This is a genomic window from Lentilactobacillus kribbianus, from assembly GCF_013184075.1.
Taxonomy (GTDB): Bacteria; Bacillota; Bacilli; order Lactobacillales; family Lactobacillaceae; genus Lentilactobacillus; species Lentilactobacillus kribbianus.
This window is the reverse complement of the sequence record NZ_JABEQQ010000002.1, coordinates 393941-413269: the sequence shown is the minus strand read 5'-3', so window position 1 is coordinate 413269 and position 19329 is coordinate 393941. Positions and strand designations below refer to the sequence as shown.

The 19329-nt window shown below is 35.5% G+C and carries 15 protein-coding genes; 7 read left to right on the top strand and 8 right to left on the bottom strand.

Going from position 1 to position 19329, the window contains the following annotated elements:
- Positions 1-16 precede the first annotated feature (16 nt).
- Positions 17-2860, bottom strand: a complete 2844-nt coding sequence (locus tag HII32_RS06795) for a helicase C-terminal domain-containing protein (protein WP_172189660.1) — start codon at positions 2858-2860, stop codon at positions 17-19.
- Between the two features lie 181 nt (positions 2861-3041).
- On the opposite strand from HII32_RS06795, the gene mvk reads away from it, so the two are divergent.
- Genes mvk through fni form a run of 4 tightly spaced genes read left to right on the top strand, consistent with a single transcriptional unit; the run spans position 3042 to position 7137 of the window.
- A complete protein-coding gene (gene mvk / locus HII32_RS06790) occupies positions 3042-3986 on the top strand; it encodes a mevalonate kinase (RefSeq protein ID WP_172189658.1) in 945 nt (314 codons plus the stop codon).
- A 21-nt stretch (positions 3987-4007) separates the two neighbouring features.
- Entirely contained in the window at positions 4008-4991 is a 984-nt protein-coding gene (mvaD, locus tag HII32_RS06785; protein WP_172189656.1) for a diphosphomevalonate decarboxylase, read from the top strand.
- A gap of 19 nt (positions 4992-5010) precedes the next feature.
- Positions 5011-6090, top strand: a complete 1080-nt coding sequence (locus HII32_RS06780; RefSeq protein ID WP_172189654.1) for a phosphomevalonate kinase — start codon at positions 5011-5013, stop codon at positions 6088-6090.
- A 9-nt stretch (positions 6091-6099) separates the two neighbouring features.
- Positions 6100-7137 (top strand): type 2 isopentenyl-diphosphate Delta-isomerase, encoded by a 1038-nt coding sequence (fni, locus tag HII32_RS06775; RefSeq protein WP_172189652.1) that lies wholly within the window; start codon positions 6100-6102, stop codon positions 7135-7137.
- 38 nt (positions 7138-7175) lie between these two features.
- On the opposite strand, the gene HII32_RS06770 is transcribed toward fni, so the two are convergent.
- Complete coding sequence (locus HII32_RS06770) at positions 7176-8558, bottom strand: RsmB/NOP family class I SAM-dependent RNA methyltransferase (RefSeq protein ID WP_172189650.1); 1383 nt, start codon at positions 8556-8558, stop codon at positions 7176-7178.
- Positions 8559-8631: 73 nt separating this feature from the next.
- Between HII32_RS06770 and HII32_RS06765 the strand changes: the two genes are divergently transcribed.
- Positions 8632-9450, top strand: coding sequence for a Cof-type HAD-IIB family hydrolase (locus HII32_RS06765; protein ID WP_172189648.1), 819 nt, complete (start codon positions 8632-8634; stop codon positions 9448-9450).
- A gap of 43 nt (positions 9451-9493) precedes the next feature.
- On the opposite strand, the gene glpK is transcribed toward HII32_RS06765, so the two are convergent.
- Positions 9494-11005 carry a glycerol kinase GlpK gene (gene glpK / locus HII32_RS06760; protein ID WP_172189646.1) on the bottom strand — a complete coding sequence of 504 codons (1512 nt, stop codon included), beginning with the start codon at positions 11003-11005 and terminating at the stop codon, positions 9494-9496.
- A gap of 325 nt (positions 11006-11330) precedes the next feature.
- Between glpK and HII32_RS06755 the strand changes: the two genes are divergently transcribed.
- Positions 11331-12767, top strand: a complete 1437-nt coding sequence (locus HII32_RS06755; RefSeq protein WP_172189644.1) for a C69 family dipeptidase — start codon at positions 11331-11333, stop codon at positions 12765-12767.
- 25 nt (positions 12768-12792) lie between these two features.
- The gene (gene yjeM / locus HII32_RS06750) at positions 12793-14286 is read left to right on the top strand and encodes a glutamate/gamma-aminobutyrate family transporter YjeM (RefSeq protein ID WP_172189642.1); all 1494 of its coding nucleotides are present in this window, start codon (positions 12793-12795) and stop codon (positions 14284-14286) included.
- Positions 14287-14313: 27 nt separating this feature from the next.
- Here the strand turns inward: yjeM and topA are convergent, their stop codons facing one another.
- From topA to HII32_RS06725, 5 genes are all read right to left on the bottom strand, one after another.
- Positions 14314-16443 (bottom strand): type I DNA topoisomerase, encoded by a 2130-nt coding sequence (gene topA, locus HII32_RS06745; RefSeq protein ID WP_216655664.1) that lies wholly within the window; start codon positions 16441-16443, stop codon positions 14314-14316.
- 105 nt (positions 16444-16548) lie between these two features.
- Positions 16549-17415, bottom strand: coding sequence for a DNA-processing protein DprA (gene dprA / locus HII32_RS06740; protein ID WP_172189640.1), 867 nt, complete (start codon positions 17413-17415; stop codon positions 16549-16551).
- A gap of 34 nt (positions 17416-17449) precedes the next feature.
- Positions 17450-18235 carry a ribonuclease HII gene (locus HII32_RS06735; RefSeq protein WP_172189630.1) on the bottom strand — a complete coding sequence of 262 codons (786 nt, stop codon included), beginning with the start codon at positions 18233-18235 and terminating at the stop codon, positions 17450-17452.
- Positions 18228-19088, bottom strand: coding sequence for a ribosome biogenesis GTPase YlqF (ylqF, locus tag HII32_RS06730; protein WP_172189628.1), 861 nt, complete (start codon positions 19086-19088; stop codon positions 18228-18230). Before ylqF ends, HII32_RS06735 begins: the two co-directional genes overlap by 8 nt.
- Positions 19089-19097: 9 nt before the next feature.
- On the bottom strand, positions 19098-19316 hold the full coding sequence (locus HII32_RS06725; protein ID WP_172189626.1) for a YozE family protein: 219 nt from the start codon (positions 19314-19316) through the stop codon (positions 19098-19100).
- Positions 19317-19329: the final 13 nt, after the last annotated feature.

The following is a 19329-nucleotide window of genomic DNA, read 5'->3' as shown; positions in this document are numbered from 1 at the left end:
TAGGTACTCCTTTTTATTATGATAAATCATGACGATTAGAATAGAACTGATTCATTTCAATAATGGCCTGAGTTAATGATACTGCATTAACAGGTATATCAGTTCTTAAATTAGCTAAAATGGTTTCACCATAGTGTTTCGTAATCAGACGAGGATCTAAGACAAAAATAGTACCAAAATCACTACTTGTACGTAGTAGACGCCCTATTCCCTGTCGTAATTTTAGCGTTGCTCGTGGAAGTGTAATACTATAAAACGGATTATGTCCTTCACTTTTAGTGAAACTATATTTAGCATGATTATAAGGATCGTCAGGTGATTCAAAAGGTAATTGAGCAATCACCAAATTATCTAGCAGATGACCAGGAAAATCAACACCTTGCCAAAAAGTATTAGCCCCCAATAAAATAGCTGGTTCACTATGAATAAACTGACGACTTAATTTAGTGGCAGAACCATTGATCCCTTGTGCTAATACTAAATTATTAGCAGTAAAACCAGTTTCATGAATAATTTGAAATACTTGTTTAATCATTTCTAATGAGTTAAACAACACCAGTGTCTGTCTTTTAGAATCACCAAAAATGTGCATAATACTATTAGCCAAATATCTGGCATATTGTTCATCATTAGGGTTTCCTTTATAGTCATTAATTAGGAAAATTTTAGCATTATCAGCATTAGATAGGTCACTCTTCATACGTCGAATTTTAGTATTTTCGCGATCTAATTGCAGGTTTTCAAACGTATAGTTAGATTTTTTTGATGGTAACAAAGTGGCTCCAGTAAATGTAATTGGTTCAAATAAAGTATATACATTATCTGCCAAAAAATTAACATCGGGAGCCATGCCGTAACTAAAAGTCATGGTTAAAATATCTTTAGCGGCATTAACCGAAATCCAATAAACACGACTTTGAACTAATTCATCATCAATATCTAATGCTGACAATAGTTGTTCTAAAAACGTTAATAGGCTTTGACACTTTTGATTAAAACTATCTAATTGAACAATTTCAGCAGCGGATAATGTGTCCTCCAAATCTAAAGTGTGCGCGTATATATCGTTAATTTGTTTATTAAATTGGTTAGTCGCCCGTTTAATTATTTCAACGATATCTTTTTGAGAGGATACAAATTTTTTAAAATTATGCTCTGGAATTAACCACTCAAAAACATCTTTGCGTCGATGTAATTTTCGCTTAGCAATAAAGTGATTGTAAGTATTGGTTGACAGTATTTCTAACTGTCTTTTTATGGTTTCCAATTGATTTACTAAACTAATACCATTTCTCATCATTATTAAATTTCCAGCTAGAAGGTTTTTGATTGCTGGACCATGAGGTGTATTCCACATGGCAATTAATTTATTAATAGTTGAAATACCAGTAAATGGGCGTAAATGATTTTGATTTACCCGATTAGCTCGATCACTAAATTGCTGAGCTTCATCAATCAGTAGGTAAGGTTTATTGTCATCGTTAATTTTAAATTTGGACCAGTTAGTTAGCAAATAGTCATGGTTAATAATTACCATATCGGCTTTCTTTGCTTGAGCTAAATTAAATCGCAAAAAATCTTCTTCATAAAATTCTCCATGAGGATCTAGATTACGAATACCGTTATGCGAAATATCATTTATAAAGGGTGTTTGTTCTATATTGAGATGCAATTCATCCAAATCACCGGTCTGTGTGAGAGTTAACCAAACTAAAATCTGACTTTTAATGAATTTAGTTTGCACTGAATTATCATAAACCGTTAACTGCTCTTTAAATTTTTCTAAGTCCAGGTAATGATTATTCCCTTTTAAAATAACCGCTCTAATATCAAATGGTAATACTTGATTTAATAGCGAAATTCCTTGGTTTTTCAATTGCTCCTGTAAAAATGTAGTCGAGGTACTTATATATAAAGGTTTATCTTGACTTACTAAGTAACTAAAAGGCAATAAATAACCCAAAGTTTTTCCAATACCAGTTGGGGCTTCAATCACTAGATTTTCGCTTTGATGATCTTTTTGATTAGCATAATTTTTATAAATTAGATTCATCATTTTGTTTTGTTCGGTTCGAACTTCTAGATTTTTTAATAATTTGGTTTTAGCTACTGTGGTTTTAGGGAATTTATCTTTTGTAGTTCGAGTAATCTCGGTTTGATATATTAATGGAGATTCTCTTTTACGTAAAATCAAACCATGTACTAACTTAAGGTATTTGGGAATGGCTAAATAATCATCCTGATCTTCTCTGATGACTTGTTCGTCACGAAATAGTGTAATTGTTTCTTTAGGAAGTTCTGGATTTAATTGAATAATTTGGTTAAGGGTAATACTGGGTAGTTGATGTAATTGATTTAATAGCACAATTAATAGTTTAGCAGTAGCTAAGGCATCACTATCAGCTGAATGTGGTTGATCATGAGTAATATTAAAATAACTACTTAAATCTTGCAATCGATAACTAGACAATGTTGGTAATAGTATTTGACTTAAAGTAACAGTATCAATAGCTTCATTTTCCATTTCTGGATAACCGATTCGTTCGAATTCGGTGTTTAAAAAGGGAAAATCAAAATTGACGTTATGAGCTACAAAAATAGTGTTATTTAACAATTGATATAGTTTGCCAGCAATTTGTTCAAATGTTGGAGCATTTTTAACCCGCTCAGCATCAATACCAGTAAGTTGCGTAATTCGATTAGGAATATCGCGTTCCGGGTTAATATCTGTTGAATACGTTTCGACGATTATTCCATCTTTAACAATTGAGCAACTAAATTGAATAATACGATTATCAGTACTCATGTCCGTTCCGGTTGTTTCAATATCAACTACAGAGTATGTAATTTGATTGTTCACTAATTTCACCACACTGTCTTTTCATAAAATTCACTATTTTCATTTTACAAGATATTCAAAGGGATTGCTGAAAATTTCAATATTTATAGAATAATTTATAAATCATTAAATTTATTACCATCGTTTCAGAATTCAAATGGTAGTATGTTAAAATTGAAACGTTTGAAAGTGAGCGATTATATTGAAAAAATATGGCAATGGAAAGAGTTCCGCAAAAATAATTTGGTTTGGTGAACATAGCGTAGTGTATGAACAGCCCGCAATTGCTTTACCGCTAAGTGCTGTTAGTGTATCTGCTCAAATTAGTTTCAATGAAAATAATGAGCCTAGTCGTATTTATAGCCGGTATTACGACGGTCTTTGGCGACAGTTACCGCGTGAGTTAGCCGGTATTAAACAAATGGTAATCAAAATATTATCCCGTTTTGATAAAGCCGACCAAGCTTTTACTTTAACGATTGAAAGTGAAATCCCGTCTGAACGTGGTATGGGATCATCAGCGGCTACTGCTGTTGCAATCGCTAGAGCTACATTTAATTTATTTGATAAGAATATAAGTCGTAATCAATTGTTGCAATATGTGGACATTGAAGAACAGATAACCCATGGTAATCCCAGTGGGTTAGATGCAGCCACTGCTAGTTCTAAGTGGCCTATTTGGTATGTTAAAGGTGCCGAAAATATGCAGTTAGATATGAACCTCGCGGGCGCTTTTTTAGTAATTGCAGATAGTGGTATCAAGGGTAAAACCAGTGAAGCAGTTGCTAATGTTTCTGATCAGATGACAACAGATTATGATAAGACCAATAGTATTATTATGGAAATGGGACAAATAGCCTCAGCAGTCCCCCCACTTCTTTTAAATAATGACATTGATGAACTGGGTAATTTAATGAATGCTAATCATAATTGTTTACGTCAGTTACATGTTAGTAACCAACAATTAGACAAATTGCAACGAGTCGCTGTTTTAGCTGGTGCTAAAGGAGCTAAATTAACGGGTAGCGGTCTAGGTGGCTGTCTGATTGCTTTAAGTGACAGTGCTCAAAATGCCTCACTTGTAGCAAAACAACTAGAAAAACACGGTGCCACCAAAACCTGGATTCAGCCATTAGGTCAATTTTAATAATCAATTAGGAGACAAAAAATGACAACCGACAAGCAAGAAATTACGGCTAGAGCGCATACTAATATTGCTTTAGTTAAATATTGGGGAAAAAAAGACGACAATTTGATCATTCCTCAAACTGATAGTATTTCCTTAACCTTGGCAGACTTTTATACTGATACAACCGTTGCTTTTGATGACCAACTGTCAGCAGATAGCCTTAAAATTGATAATAAACCTATATTTGATAAGGAAGCCTTAAAAGTACAAAAAGTATTGGATTTAGTTAGGAATTTAGCTAAAATTAATACTTACGCTAAGGTTTCATCCACTAATCATGTACCAATGGCTGCTGGACTAGCTTCTTCGGCTTCAGGTTTTGCAGCACTCGCTGCAGCTGCTAGCAGAGCCGCCGGTTTAGATCTGAGTGATACTGATTTATCAAGGCTGGCTCGTCAAGGATCTGGTTCTGCCAGTCGTTCAGTTTTTGGTGGCTTCGTTCAATGGCATAGCGGTAATGATAACGAAACATCATTTGCAACACAAATTGATTCGGCTCAAAATTGGGATATTAAAGTGGTCGCCCTGATCATTAAAAAAAGTCGCAAAAAACACTCTAGTACTCAGGCAATGAGAGAATCAGTAGAAACTTCACCCTACTATCCAGTTTGGCGTCAGGTAGTTGCCAAAGATTTAAAAACGATCACTCATGCCATTAGAACCCATGATTTTGACTTATTGGGATCTACAAGTGAGCTTAACGCAATGAGAATGCATGCTCTTACACTAAGCTCTGATCCAGCCTTTACCTATTTCAATGGGCAAACTATCGAATTACTGGAAAAAGTAAAAGAATTACGGGCTAATAATGTTAATTGCTACGCCACGGTTGATGCCGGTCCTAATATAAAAGTGCTTTGTCAATCGAAGGATTTAAATCAAATAATTACGGTTTTTAGTCAATTAATTGGTCCAGAAAACGTAATAGCTACCGAACCTGGTTCAGGGATTCAATATTTGTAGCACGAAAGGAAATGAAGACGTGATTTCAGCCAAAGCTCCCGGTAAATTATATATAGCCGGTGAATATGCCGTTGTCGAAACGGGTTATCCAGCAATCATTGTTGCTCTTAATCAATTTGTAACGGTAACGATTGAAAAAAGTGAAAATTTCGGGAGTATTGTTTCCCAGCAATATCAAAATGGTTCAGTTATGTGGACTCGTCAAGGTGATCGTATGATCATTGATAACCGTGATAATACTTTTAATTATATTTTATCAGCTATTAAGTTAACCGAAGAATACGCTCAATCGTTAGGAAGACCTATGGAGACTTATCACTTAAAAGTGAATAGTGACTTAGACAGCCCCGACGGAAAAAAATACGGTTTGGGATCTTCTGCGGCGGTTACTGTTGCTACTATTAATGCCTTATGTCAGCTTTATGGCATCGAGATGGATAAAGAACGATTATTTAAATTAGCAGCCATCGCCCATTTGGATGTTCAAGGAAATGGTTCTTTAGGAGATATTGCTGCTAGTGTTTACGGCGGATGGATTGCCTATCGTTCCTTTGATCGTAATTGGTTAAATAGCAGTCGGCATCAGGTTGAATTAAACAAACTTATTCAATTAAACTGGCCTCAACTCAAAATTAAGCAGTTAAATCCTCCAGCTAACCTTAACCTATTGATCGGTTGGACTGGATCACCAGCTTCTACTTCTCGACTAGTTGACAAAGTTACTATTAACAAAGGTCAAAAACAACATGGCTATCAAGCGTTTTTGCAAGATAGTAAAAAATATGTCCAAGAAATCATTGCTGGCTTTAAAACAGAAAATTTGGAAAGTATTGAAACTGGAATCAATCATAATCGTTTAATTTTACAAAAATTGTCTCAATTAACTCAAGTTGATATTGAAACACCACTACTCAAAAAAATGTGTGATATTGCTAATCAATTTGGAGCAGCAGCTAAATCATCCGGAGCCGGTGGTGGTGATTGCGGCATTATGATTTTAGATAAAAATATTAATGCTGAAAAACTCATCCAAACTCTACAAAAAAATGATGTTGAAATTTTACCGCTTAAAGTTTATGAGGTTACTAAGCTTAATTAGGAGGTCAATATGATATCAGGACACGAACATCGAAAAAACGAACACGTTTCATTAGCACAAAAGTTCTATTCTGAAACCAACGATGATTTTTCCCGACTTCGGTTTATACCTCAAGGAATTGCGCATACTGCTATTGATGAAGTTGACATTAGTACTCAAATAGGTTCGATCAAACTTCAAGCACCTTTTTATATTGAAGCTATGACTGGCGGTAGCCAACAAACCGCCCAGTTAAATGAACGTTTGGCAACTATTGCTAAGGAAACTCATTTAGCAATGGCGGTTGGCTCGCAAAGTGTTGCATTAAAGCATCCTGAGTTAGAATCGTCTTTTAAAATAGTTAGAGAAAGCAACCCTAACGGTATTCTTTTTGCTAATATCGGTGCTGAACATAGTCCAGAGGATGCCAAAAAAGTAGTGAATATGATTCAAGCAGATGCTTTAGAAATTCATATCAATGCTGTCCAAGAATTAATTATGCCGGAAGGTAACAGAACGTTTGCTTTTATTGATAATATTGATCAAATAGTTAAACAAATTGATGTCCCCGTCATCGTTAAAGAAGTTGGGTTTGGTATGAGTCGACAAATGATTACCGAACTGCAACAAGTTGGGGTTAAATTGATTAATGTGGGCGGTCGTGGCGGTACTGACTTTGCTCAAATTGAAAATTTTCGCCGTCCTGATAAAGATATGAATTATTTCAATGATTGGGGCTTAAGTACTGTTGAATCTTTACTAGAAGCACTCCCCCAATTACCTACAAAAAATATCATCGCTACTGGCGGTATCAAAACACCAGCTAGTGTAGCTAAAAGTATGGCACTAGGAGCTTCTGCAGTTGGTGTGGCTGGCTTTTTCTTAAATCAATTATTTAAATATAATACCAATGAACCAATCATTGAAACCATTCAAAATTGGAAATATGGTCTTCACGCTATTTTAGCGTTACAAAATACGCGATCATGGACTGAACTTAGTAAACAAAAATTATTATTAAGTCCTGAATTAATAAATTATACTAAACAGCGAAACATTAAATACTAAAAAAACTTCGACTATTGAAAAATAGCCGAAGTTTTTTATTACTTAATATTAAAGCGAAGTCCCTTAGGAAAGAAATTCTTAACAACGCCATTAACTACTTTACCAAATCCTACTGCTTGAAAATCATGAACTAAAAGATACCACCCTTTTTTCAAATCTTTGGATACAGCAAAGGTATCTCCAGACACATAGTGATTCCAATTTATTTCATTAATGTTCAAGGATAGTCGCCATTCACTAGCTTTAATAGCTAATGCCAACGCATAACTTGGTTCAAATCGATTCTTTTTAAAAGTCCCGAGCCATAATCCTAAACGATGAATTTTTACTCCAGTTAAGTTAGGCGTTTCAAATGGAACTGAATATAAATTATCTCGGTAAACAACTAATTTAGTAAAGTTAATATTAACTAAATAATCATGTTTGAATTGTTGCCATAATTTAGTTTGTTCATTAGTTGGATCTGTAATTTGTGCATTAATTTTAATTTGATTTTTCTTTTTCCGTTTTGTTGATGTGGTTGAAACATCAGAATTAACTGGTTTTTTTAATTTAGCAATAAAGTGGCCCTCGCCATTAAACTTATGTGGAAATAGGCGAACGCATTTTTCTAAATCCTTATTACCATTGGCCCATTCTGGTTTACCAGCGACCATTCCCTCATATTTTTTTACAGGTAAAATTTCAAAGCCATATTTTTCCACTAACCAAGCAACAATTTGTTCGTCTTCCTCAGGAGCAAAAGTACAAGTAGAATAAATTAATTCTCCACCGGGCTTAATAACTTTTACAGCCTCTGTTAAAATTTCGCGCTGACGTAAAGCACATTCTGTTGGATAATCTAAATTCCAGTATTTTACCGCTTCCGGATTCTTACGAAACATACCCTCTCCTGAACACGGTGCATCAACTAAAATTCGGTCAAAAAAATCTGGTAACTTACCAGCGATATCTTCTGGAGTACTATTAGTGACAATCGTATTGGTTAAACCAAAACGTTCTACGTTTTCTGTTAAAATTTTTACTCGACCACCATCAATTTCGTTGGCAATTAATAAACCAGTATTATTCATGAAACTACCTAGATGAGTTGTTTTTCCTCCGGGAGCGGCACATAAATCTAATACTTTTTCTCCTAATTTCGGGTGAACTACTTCGCCAACATACATTGCACTGGGTTCTTGGCTATAAATTGCTCCAGATTTATGGTCACTGGTCTTACCATTGATTTCACCATAATAGCCCCATTGACTGTATTCAACAGGAAAATCCAACGATTCTTGAATAGGTTGGTGACCTTTTAAAGGATTAACTCGAAATCCATGATTAGTTTCGTTATTAAAACTCGTTAAAAAGTCAGTTGCTTCGTCTTCTCCCATCAATTTCGTGTATTTAGTTATGAAATCAGCTGGTAATTGCATTCATCTATCTCCTCTTTAATTGACTATATACAAACATTTGGTTATTATAACATGATACGTTAAATTTTTTGAGGTGATTATTATTAATAAAAAGCTGATTGCACTGGACTTAGACGGAACTACATTGGATAACAACGCTCAATTAAGTGAAATCACTAAAACTGCCATTAAAAAAGTAGTAGCAGCGGGTCACGTTGTTAGCATTGTTACTGGTAGGCCCAATCGACTTTCTGAAAATTTTTATGATGAACTTAATTTGACCTCACCGATGATTAATTTCAATGGTAATTTGGGTACGCAACCTCATGATTCCTGGTCTTTAGAATATGAGTATAATGTTAATAAAGAAATTGTGGCCGAATTACTTTCAAAACAAAATGAATTAGGCATTAATTTAATGGCCGTTGAGGGACGCTCACTTTTCATGGCTAACCGTGGTGCCAGTAAAGATATGGGCTTTTTTCCGACTATTTTAAAATCAAATCAAATTTTGGATGCTAAAAATTTAAAAACTAATCCGATTAGTATTACCGTTCAGATGCACCCAGAAGCCATTGGTAATCTAGCCAATTACGTAAACACTCACTTTAAAGATGATGTTACCATCACCCCTTGGGGTGGTAATTCACCAGTAATGGAATTAGCTGCCAAAGGTATTCAAAAAGATACTGGTGTTAAACGAGTAGCTGATTATTATGGTATTGCTCAAAAAGATATTATGGCCTTTGGTGACGAAAGTAATGACTATGCAATGATTAAATATGCTGGCTTAGGGGTAGCAATGAAAAATGCTATTTCAGAAATCAAATCCATAGCAAATGCTACAACCGATTTTAATAATCAAGAAAACGGCGTAGCCTATTTTTTAACTAATTATTTTGAATTAAATTAAAATATAAAACCCTCTTTATCAAAATTGATAAAGAGGGTTTTATTTATTCTTCTTCCTCATAGTGGAATTGAATAGTAGCGTTGATGGCTTTTTGCCAGCCGCTATATAAATGATCTCGAGTTGCTGCCTTCATATCAGGAGCGAATTCATCTCTACTTTTAATTGTGTGTTTTAATTCATCAATATTATCCCAAAAACCAACTGCTAATCCAGCAAGAAAGGCTGCCCCTAATGCAGTGGTTTCAGCAATTGATGCTCGTTCAATTGGTGTATTTAAAATATCAGCTTGAAATTGCATTAAATAATTATTATTAGCCGCCCCACCATCTACGGCAAGTGTTTTTAAATCCAATCCAGTTTCTGCCACCATAGTATCAATTACATCACGCGTTTGGTAAGCAAGTGATTCCAAAGTAGCTCTCACAAATTGGTTTTTGGTAGTACCACGAGTTAGGCCAAAAACAGCCCCTCTAGTTTCTTGATCCCAGTATGGAGCTCCTAAACCAGTAAACGCTGGTACAACATAGACTCCACCGCTGTCCTGCGCCTCCACTGCCATTTTTTCTGAATCTGATGAATGTTCTACCAATTCCATGCCATCTCGTAACCATTGAATGGCTGATCCAGCCACAAAAATACTACCTTCTAATGCATATGACACTTTACCGTCTAATCCGTAAGCAATCGTTGTTAGTAGTCCCCGATTGGATAAAGTAGGTACTTCGCCCGTATTCATCACGATAAAAGCACCGGTACCATATGTATTTTTAATCATTCCTTTTTCTAATGCCATTTGACCAAATAAAGCGGCCTGTTGATCCCCAGCAATTCCGGCGATGGGTACTTGAACACCAGAGAAACTGTAGCCAGCTGTATAACCATAAATTTCAGATGATGAATGTACTTCTGGCAATAGCGAACGAGGAATATTCAATAGTTTTAGGATTTCATCGTCCCATTTTAAGTCATGGATATTAAACAACATAGTTCGACTAGCGTTAGTATAATCAGTCGCATGCACCTTACCATCTGTTAACTTCCATAAAATCCAAGTATCAATGGTACCGAATAATAAATCACCATGTTCGGCCTTTTCACGAGCTTCTGGAACATTATCCAAAATCCACATAATTTTAGTGGCAGAAAAATAAGAATCAATAATTAACCCCGTTTTATCATGGATGAGGTCTTGATAACCATCTTCTTTTAATTGATCAGCAATGTCACTAGTTTGTTTAGATTGCCAAACAATTGCATTGTAGATGGGTTCCCCGGTGTTTTTGTCCCAAATAACGGTTGTTTCTCGTTGATTAGTTACTCCAATGCCTCTAACTTTATAAGGAGGAATCTCTGATGTGATTAAAGCTTCGGAAATGACTGTTTGCACTGCATTCCAAATTTCGTTTGCGTCATGTTCAACCCAACCAGAATTAGGAAAATATTGGGTGAATTCACGTTGAGCTTGTGCTACGATTTCACCTTTATGATTAAATAAAATGGCGCGGGCACTAGTAGTACCCTCATCAATTGACATAATATATTGTTGATTGCTCATTAAAAATTCTCCGTTCTAATAAGTTGTGACAATTCAATCTCTCGAACTTCAGTATAGTAGATTTAATGTAAAAATACCTTAATTTTAGACATTTATTATTTTTACTTAAGATAATAGTCGTTGGTTTCATTGCAATAGCATAATATAAAAAGATCAAATTATACAAATATTATACATGGAACTATCAATTATTACCTAGTAATTAATCATTATTTTAATAAGAAATGGACGCCTACTTTTAATGTTACAATCCCACTGACTATGCGCTATAGGACTGAGTTTATGATATAATACTTTGACAAATAATTTAGAACGGAGAATAAAAATGTCTGAAAAACAATTATATTCGGCTTGTACGAGTATTATTATCGGCAAGAATGCAAGCGTTGATGGCTCAATTATGATTGGCCGAAACGAAGATTCTAAAGCCTCATGGCCTAAAAATTACATAATGCATGACCATGAAGAATTTAATGATGAACAAAAATTTGTTTCTAAAGATAATCAATTTGAAATGCAACTCCCTAAAATCAAGTATAAATACTCAGCAACACCCGAATGGACCGAAAAATTTGGTCTTTTCGAAGAAGATGGTATCAACGAATTTAATGTAGCAATGAGTGCGACTGAAAGTGCATATACTAATGAAAATGTTCTTAGCGTCGATCCTTTGGTTCCTAACGGCATTGGTGAAGAAGCTATGGTCACAGTTACCCTTCCATATGTTAAAAGTGCTCGTGAAGGTGTAGCTCGCTTAGGTCAGATTGTTGAAGAACATGGTACTAACGAAACTAATGGAATTTTATTTGCTGATCAAAATGAAGCTTGGTATATGGAAACAGCTGGTGGTCATCAATGGGTTGCTCAACAGATTCCAGATGATGGTTATGCAGTAATCGCCAATCAATTAGCTATTCAAGAAATTAATTTTAATGATCCCGAACATTTTATGTGGGCTACAGATATTCAATCATTTGTTGAAAATAATCATTTAAACCCTGATCTTTCAGGTAACAGTTTTAATTTTAGAAATATTTTTGGTACTGATAGTCTGCAAGATAAATACTATAATTATCCCCGTGTTTGGTATGGTTTGAAAATGTTTTCTCCAGAATTAGAATTTGAACCGTCCAGCAACGATATGCCTTTTGTTAATCACGCTAATCGAAAATTGAGTATCTTAGATGCCCAAAACTTCTTGAACTCACACTATCAAGGTACGCAGTACGATCCCCTTGGTGATGGTTCTGAACATGATAAGAAGAAATTTAGACCTATTAGTTTAGCTAGAACTCAAGAAGCCCATATTCTACAATTACGCAGTAATGATAATAAATTGATGGCCGGCGTTCAATGGTTATCAATGGGTGTTGGTGCTCAAAGTGTCTTTGTACCTTTCTATACAGGCGCCAATAGCACGCCGGAAAGTTATCAAAATGCTCACGAAAAATATAATCCTGAAGATGCATATTGGATTTATAAATTAGCAGGAGTGTTAGTAGATGCTCATTATTCAGAATTGGGAGCTAAACTAAATGATACTCAGGCTGAATTGCGAATTGCTTTTAGAAAATCCATTTTAGATACTGATAAAAAATTAACCAATATGAACGCTGAGTCAGATATTATTGATGAACTTACCAAAGTAAATTTTGCTAATGCTGCCTTGGGAATTAAGAAGTATCGTGAGCTAACCAGTGAGCTAATCTATCTAGCTACTGATTTTTCACTATTAAATTATCATCACGATGTTAACTTATAACTAAATATTAAGGAGTGTTAGACTAATGACGACAAAATCCAAAATTTCTTTGGTAGGGCTAATCCTGATGATTTTTTCATCTATTTATGGATTTGCCAATACTCCCATTGCCTTTGCTCAAATGGGATATGCTAGTATTATTTGGTATATTTTTGCAGCAATTATTTTCTTTTTACCAGCTGGTTTGATGTTTGCTGAGTATGGTTCGGCTTTCAAGGATGAACATGGCGGCTTTTATTCTTGGCTTTCTAATTCAGTCGGTGAAAAATTTGCTTTTATTGGTACTTTTATCTGGTTATCTAGCTGGATTATTTGGATGGTTTCTACCTCTTCCAAGATCTGGGTACCTTTGACCACTATGTTTGCTGGTTCTGATCAAACTCAAACTTGGCATTTATTTGGTTTAGCTCCATTACAAACCGTGGGTGTTTTAGCTATCGCCTGGATGATTTTAGTCACATTTTCCACCGCTAAGGGTGTGGACTCTATTGCTCGAGTTGGTTCAGTTGGTGGAACTTTTGTAATGATTTTGACGGGAATATTTTTTATTGCTTCCATTGTGATTGTCATTGCTAATCATGGACAACTAGCCCAACCAATCAATGGTATGAGCAGTTTTATCAAATCGCCTAACCCTGATTTCCAATCACCGATTGCCCTATTATCATTCGTGGTTTACGCAATCTTTGCTTATGCCGGGATGGAATCATTAAGCGGAATTGTTGATGATTTAGATAAGCCAGAAAAAACTTTCCCTAAAGGGATTATGGTTGCTACTTTCTTTATTACCATCTTTTATTCCCTTTCCATTTTTCTTTGGGGTATCAGTGCCAATTGGATGAAAAACATTGGTGCTAGTCATGTTACCTTGGGAAATATTACTTATGTTTTAATGAACAATTTAGGGATTACGTTTGGTAATAGTATCGGCTTATCTCATTCTACTTCTCTGTTGATTGGTTCATTATTATCCCGTTTTACTGGCTTGGCCATGTTTTTAGCTTACTGTGGTTCGTTCTTTATTATGACTTATTCACCACTTAAATCATTCATCATGGGATCTCCCAAAGAGCTTTGGCCTAAAAGAATGACTAAATTAAATAAAAACGGTATGCCAGGTTTTGCCATGTGGATTCAAGCGGCCGTGATTTGCGTTATCATTGTTCTTATTTCCTTTGGCGGTTCCGAAGCACAAAAGTTCTATCAAATTTTAACTAACATGGGTAATATTTCAACATCAGTACCCTATCTCTTCTTAATTGGCGCCTTTCCAGCCTTTAAGAAGAAAAAAGATTTAGATCGACCTTTTGTAGCTTATCGCAATCCAGTTTTTACTAATTTTGTAGTTGGTTTTATCTTATTAGTAATTTCTTTAGGAATTATTTTCACGATTGCGCAACCGATTTTAAGCCATAATTATATGAGTGCCTTTTGGACAACAATTGGACCTATTTTCTTTGGTGGTGTTGCCTTAATCTTTTATGAAGTACAAACTCGAAAACAAAATCGAAATAAATAAAAAGAACCGCCATAATGGCGGTTCTTTTTATTTTTGTGGTTCTTCTTCATAATCTCCGTTAGGACAAACAACTTGTGTACCACCTTTAATCTTCTTTTCAACTAAGAAGTGGTGATCTTTAGGACAATCACGTCCGACCGGTTTATCCCAGGAAACAAAGTCACATTCCGGAAAACGGGAACAACCATAAAAGACTCGATTTTTCTTTGATTTTCGTTCAATAACTTGACCTTCTTTACATTTAGGACAAGTTACCCCAATTTCTTTAACAACGGCTTTAGTATTACGACAATCTGGAAAACGAGAACAAGCATGAAACTTACCATATCGGCCCATTTTGACAACCATTGGTGCCCCGCAAATATCACAGTTAAAACCGGCAGGATCATCCTTAATTTGAACTTTTTCCATATTCTCAGTAGCTGATTTCACTTCTTTAGAAAAAGGCTTATAGAATTGGTCAATTACTTGAACCCAATTCTCTTGTCCTTCTTCAATTTCATCTAATTCATTTTCTAGATTAGCGGTGAAATCAACATTAACAACATCCGGGAAATAGTCAACAATGATAGAGTTAACAATCTCTCCTAATTCAGTAGGTTCGAAGCGCCGACCTACTAATTTGACATAGTAACGTCGCTGAATGGTATCTAGAGTTGGTGAATAAGTAGATGGACGTCCTACACCGTTCTCTTCCAAAGTTTTAATCAACGTTGCTTCGCTAAAACGTGCGGGCGGTTGAGTGAAATGTTGATCTGGTTTGTTATTAACCATTTGGACAGTATCGCCTTTTTCCAAATCTGGTAAAAGATTATCTTTTTCTTTACCGTCACCATAAACTTTTAAGAATCCATCAAATTTCAACTTAGATCCGTTAGCTCTAAAGGAAACTTGATTTTGTTCAATAGTCACACCCATGGTATCCATAATAGCCGGAGTCATTTGACTCGCCACGAATCGTGACCAAATTAGTTGATACAATCTAAATTGATCTTTATTTAGATATTCTTTGATGCTTGCTGGTGTTCGATAAACGGAAGTTGGCCGAATACCTTCATGGGCATCTTGGGCCCCTTCTGGGAGTTTACCCTTAATGGGTTTAGTAGCCGCATACTCTTCACCATATTCCTCATGTAAAAACTTTGATGCTTCATGTTTAGCCACTGTCGAAATTCGAGTAGAATCAGTTCGCATATACGTTATTAATCCTTGATTACCATCTTTACCAAGATTAATACCTTCGTATAATTGCTGTGCTGCCATCATAGTTTTTCGTGTTCTAAAGTTTAACTTACGGTTAGCTTCTTGTTGCATAGTACTAGTGGTAAACGGTGGTTGTGGTTGACGTTTACGTTCCTTTTTAGTGACTTTAGTAATATCAAAGTCGCCTTTTAAATCAAGTTGTTCTAGTACCGCTTGAACGGCGTCATTATCATTTAGCTCTGTTTTTTTACCATTGATTCCGTAAAAACTGGCATTAAATTTACTACGACCTTTTTTAAACTGGCTATCAATCGTCCAATATTCTTTAGGAACAAAATTATTTATTTCATTTTCTCGTTGAATGATCAACCAAAGAGCAATGGATTGAACACGACCTGCACTCAATCCCTTTTTAACTTTTTGCCAAAGAAGCGGCGAGATTGAGTATCCGACTAATCGATCTAAAATGCGGCGAGCCTGTTGGGCATCAACTAAATCCATATCGATTGATCTAGGGTGGTTAAAAGACTCCTTAACCGCCTCTTTAGTAATCTCGTTAAATACTACCCGATTATCTTCATTGGGGTCTAACTTTAAAATATGGGACAAATGCCAGGCAATTGATTCTCCTTCTCGATCCGGATCGGCAGCCAAGTATACTTTCTTAGCTTTTTTAGCTGCTGATCTGAGTTCCTTAATGGTTTCTCCCTTACCACGAATGGAGATGTAGTGAGGTTCATAATCATTTTCAATATCAACGCCCATCGTACTTTTAGGTAGATCTCTAACATGCCCTTTACTCGCAATAACTTTATATGATCGGCCTAGGTATTTTTCGATGGTTTTAGCCTTGGCTGGTGATTCAACAATTACTAAATTCTTTTTAGGTGCTTTTCGTTTAGTTTTACGTTTTGGTTTTGGTTTTGCTTTAGTTTTAGTCGTACTTGTCGTCAAAATACGTGTCTCCCTTTACTGCAGTCTAGGTTAATTTTTACTTCATAATATAGTAGAAATAAAAACTACGAATCTATCACATAATATTGCACCAAAAGAAAACTGTCAACTAACAAACTCTTCTAAAATCGCTTCCGGCCGTAAAATAGGTTTAGCTCCTGCTTCAATTAATTCATTAGTTCCTATTGAAATGGGACTTAAAATAGATCCTGGGACAGCTAAAACATTGCGGTTATTTTGTAGGGCCAAATTAGCAGTAATTAAGCTACCTGAGTGCTGAGCCGCCTCCGTAACCAAAAGAGTTTCTGTGATGCCAGCAATAATTCTATTGCGTTCGGGGAAATGGCTTCGGTACCCACGGGTGCCATTTGGATATTCACTAATAAGTAAATGATTGTTAGCAATATCTTGTTGTAATTTTTTATTTTTAGCAGGATAGAAAATATCTAATCCCGTTCCAATAACAGCAATTGTACTACCCTGTAAATAAATAGATCGATAATGAGCCAAACTATCTACCCCGTCAGCTAATCCAGATACAATGGTTAACTTTTGACATATTGTCGGTGTTAAAAGTTTTTCCAATACTTTTAATGAATAGTTTGTGGCCTTTCGAGAACCAACTATTGCTAGACTGGGTGTATTTATTAATTGCCAATTACCTCGATAAAATAAAATTAGTGGTGGTTCATATCCTTCTTTCAATTTTAAGGGGTAACTGTCGTCACTAATACATACCCAACGTTCTCCCATCACTAATTCATTAACCGTCGTCGGTGATTGCATTAACCAATTATACGAATTACTAAATTGATGACGAAATTTAGTGATATGACCAACTTGACATAATTTTTTAGCTGAAATATCGTCCCATTTGGACTGCTGTTGAGCCCATTGGTAGATTAATCCTTTTCCTTTAATTCCAATTCCCTTACACAAATGAATTCGCAATAAAAAATCTCTTAAAAGCATGCTAACACCCTTTTAAGAGAAATACGTAAACCTTTTATTTAATATTTAATGCGTCCATAACCGGTTTAAATGATCTTCGATGAATGGGAGTTACCCCAAACTCAGCTAAGGCCTTTAAATGAGCTTTTGTACCATAGCCATCGTTATGAGCAAATTCATATTCTGGATACTGTTGATCATATTCACTCATCATCTGATCTCGGTAAACCTTAGCTAAGATACTGGCCGCTGACACACTAATGCTTTTGGCGTCAGCTTTAATCAAAGATAGCTCTGGTATTGCCATATCAATAGACATAGCGTCAATAATTAACTGTTGCGGAGTAATGTTAAGATCATTAACAGCCGCACGCATAGCTAATTTAGTTGCTTCATATATATTGACTTCATCAATTATTTGATTATCAATAACGCCAAAACCATATGCCAGTGCTTCCTGCTTAATTTGGGGTGCCAAGAGCTCTCTAGTAACTTTAGATAGTTGCTTAGAATCATTAACAGCAATAAGATCAAAATCACTAGGCAAAATAACGGCCGCCGACACTACTGGACCAGCTAGTGGTCCGCGACCAACTTCGTCAATTCCTGCGACATAGTTAATCCCTTTATGCCAAAAACTTTGTTCATAAGTAAACCGTTGCCGAAAAGCCTGTTGCTGTTTTTCAGCTGTTTGGAGTCGCTTAATAGTTTTACTGATTGCTAATTGAACACCCTTACGATCATCTTGAACCCAGTTCTTTAATCGTTCGTCATCTAGTGAATGAACTTGTTTTAATTGATCGTTAATTTCTTTCACAGTGATTCGTTTTGAACTACTCATCGTTATCAACGTCTTCCAATCGATCTAAAGTATAGCGACCAACTTTTTGGCTGCGAATATCTTGAATAATTCTTACTGCGGCTCGTTCGTAATCATCACGCATACCAATTTTTTTGGTAATTTCTAATAATAAATCAGGAGTTGTATTTTCTAAATCAGTCTCAGATAAATGATAACGTTCTTGTAATTGAGTTGGGTAATATTTCTTGAAATAATTTAATCCAAAAATTGCCACATCATCACTATGAAAGACACTATCTTTAACAGCACCCGTTAACGCTAATTTATCAGCAATGGTTTGATTTTGAAACTTAGGCCATAAGATTCCGGGAGTATCCAATAATTCTAATTCTTTTCCAGCTTTTAACCATTGTTGTCCTTTAGTAACACCTGGTCGGTTACCAACTTGAGCTGCTCTTCGTTTTACCAAACGATTCAATACAGTTGACTTACCAACATTAGGCACACCTACTGCGATGGCCCTAATTGGGCGTTGCTTCATACCCTTTTCTTGTTCACGAGCTAATTTATCCTTCACTAGTGGCATAATAGTGGCAATGATCTCATTCACGCTAAAACGTCCCTTAGCATCAATTGCAATCGCTGCACTATCTTGTTTATGAAAATATTCTAGCCATTGTTGTGTTAGTCTTTCGTCAGCTAAGTCTCGTTTAGTTAAGATATAAAGATGGGGTTTTCCCTTAGAAATACGAGCAATTTCTGGATTGAGCGAGGAATAAGGGGCCCGTGCATCGATTAATTCAAATACAATATCTACCAGAGAAACGTTTTCTTCGAACTGTCTAATTGCTTTGGCCATGTGACCAGGATACCATTGAATTGTAACTGCCATAGTAACCTCCTAATTGCTTTCTTTATATTCGGACCATATTTCATCAAAAATAGTCATACTAGGTAAATAACTCGCGTTCTCCTCTAAATACTTAGATAAATCATCAAAATTATCTGCTTGCTTAGGAAAAGATTGATCATAAAAAGCATTATTTGCAAATTCCGCTACTGCTTCGGTGCTATCCGGATTACGTTTGGTCATTAAAAATTGATAAAAGGTTCGTCTCATGGTGAACTCCAAT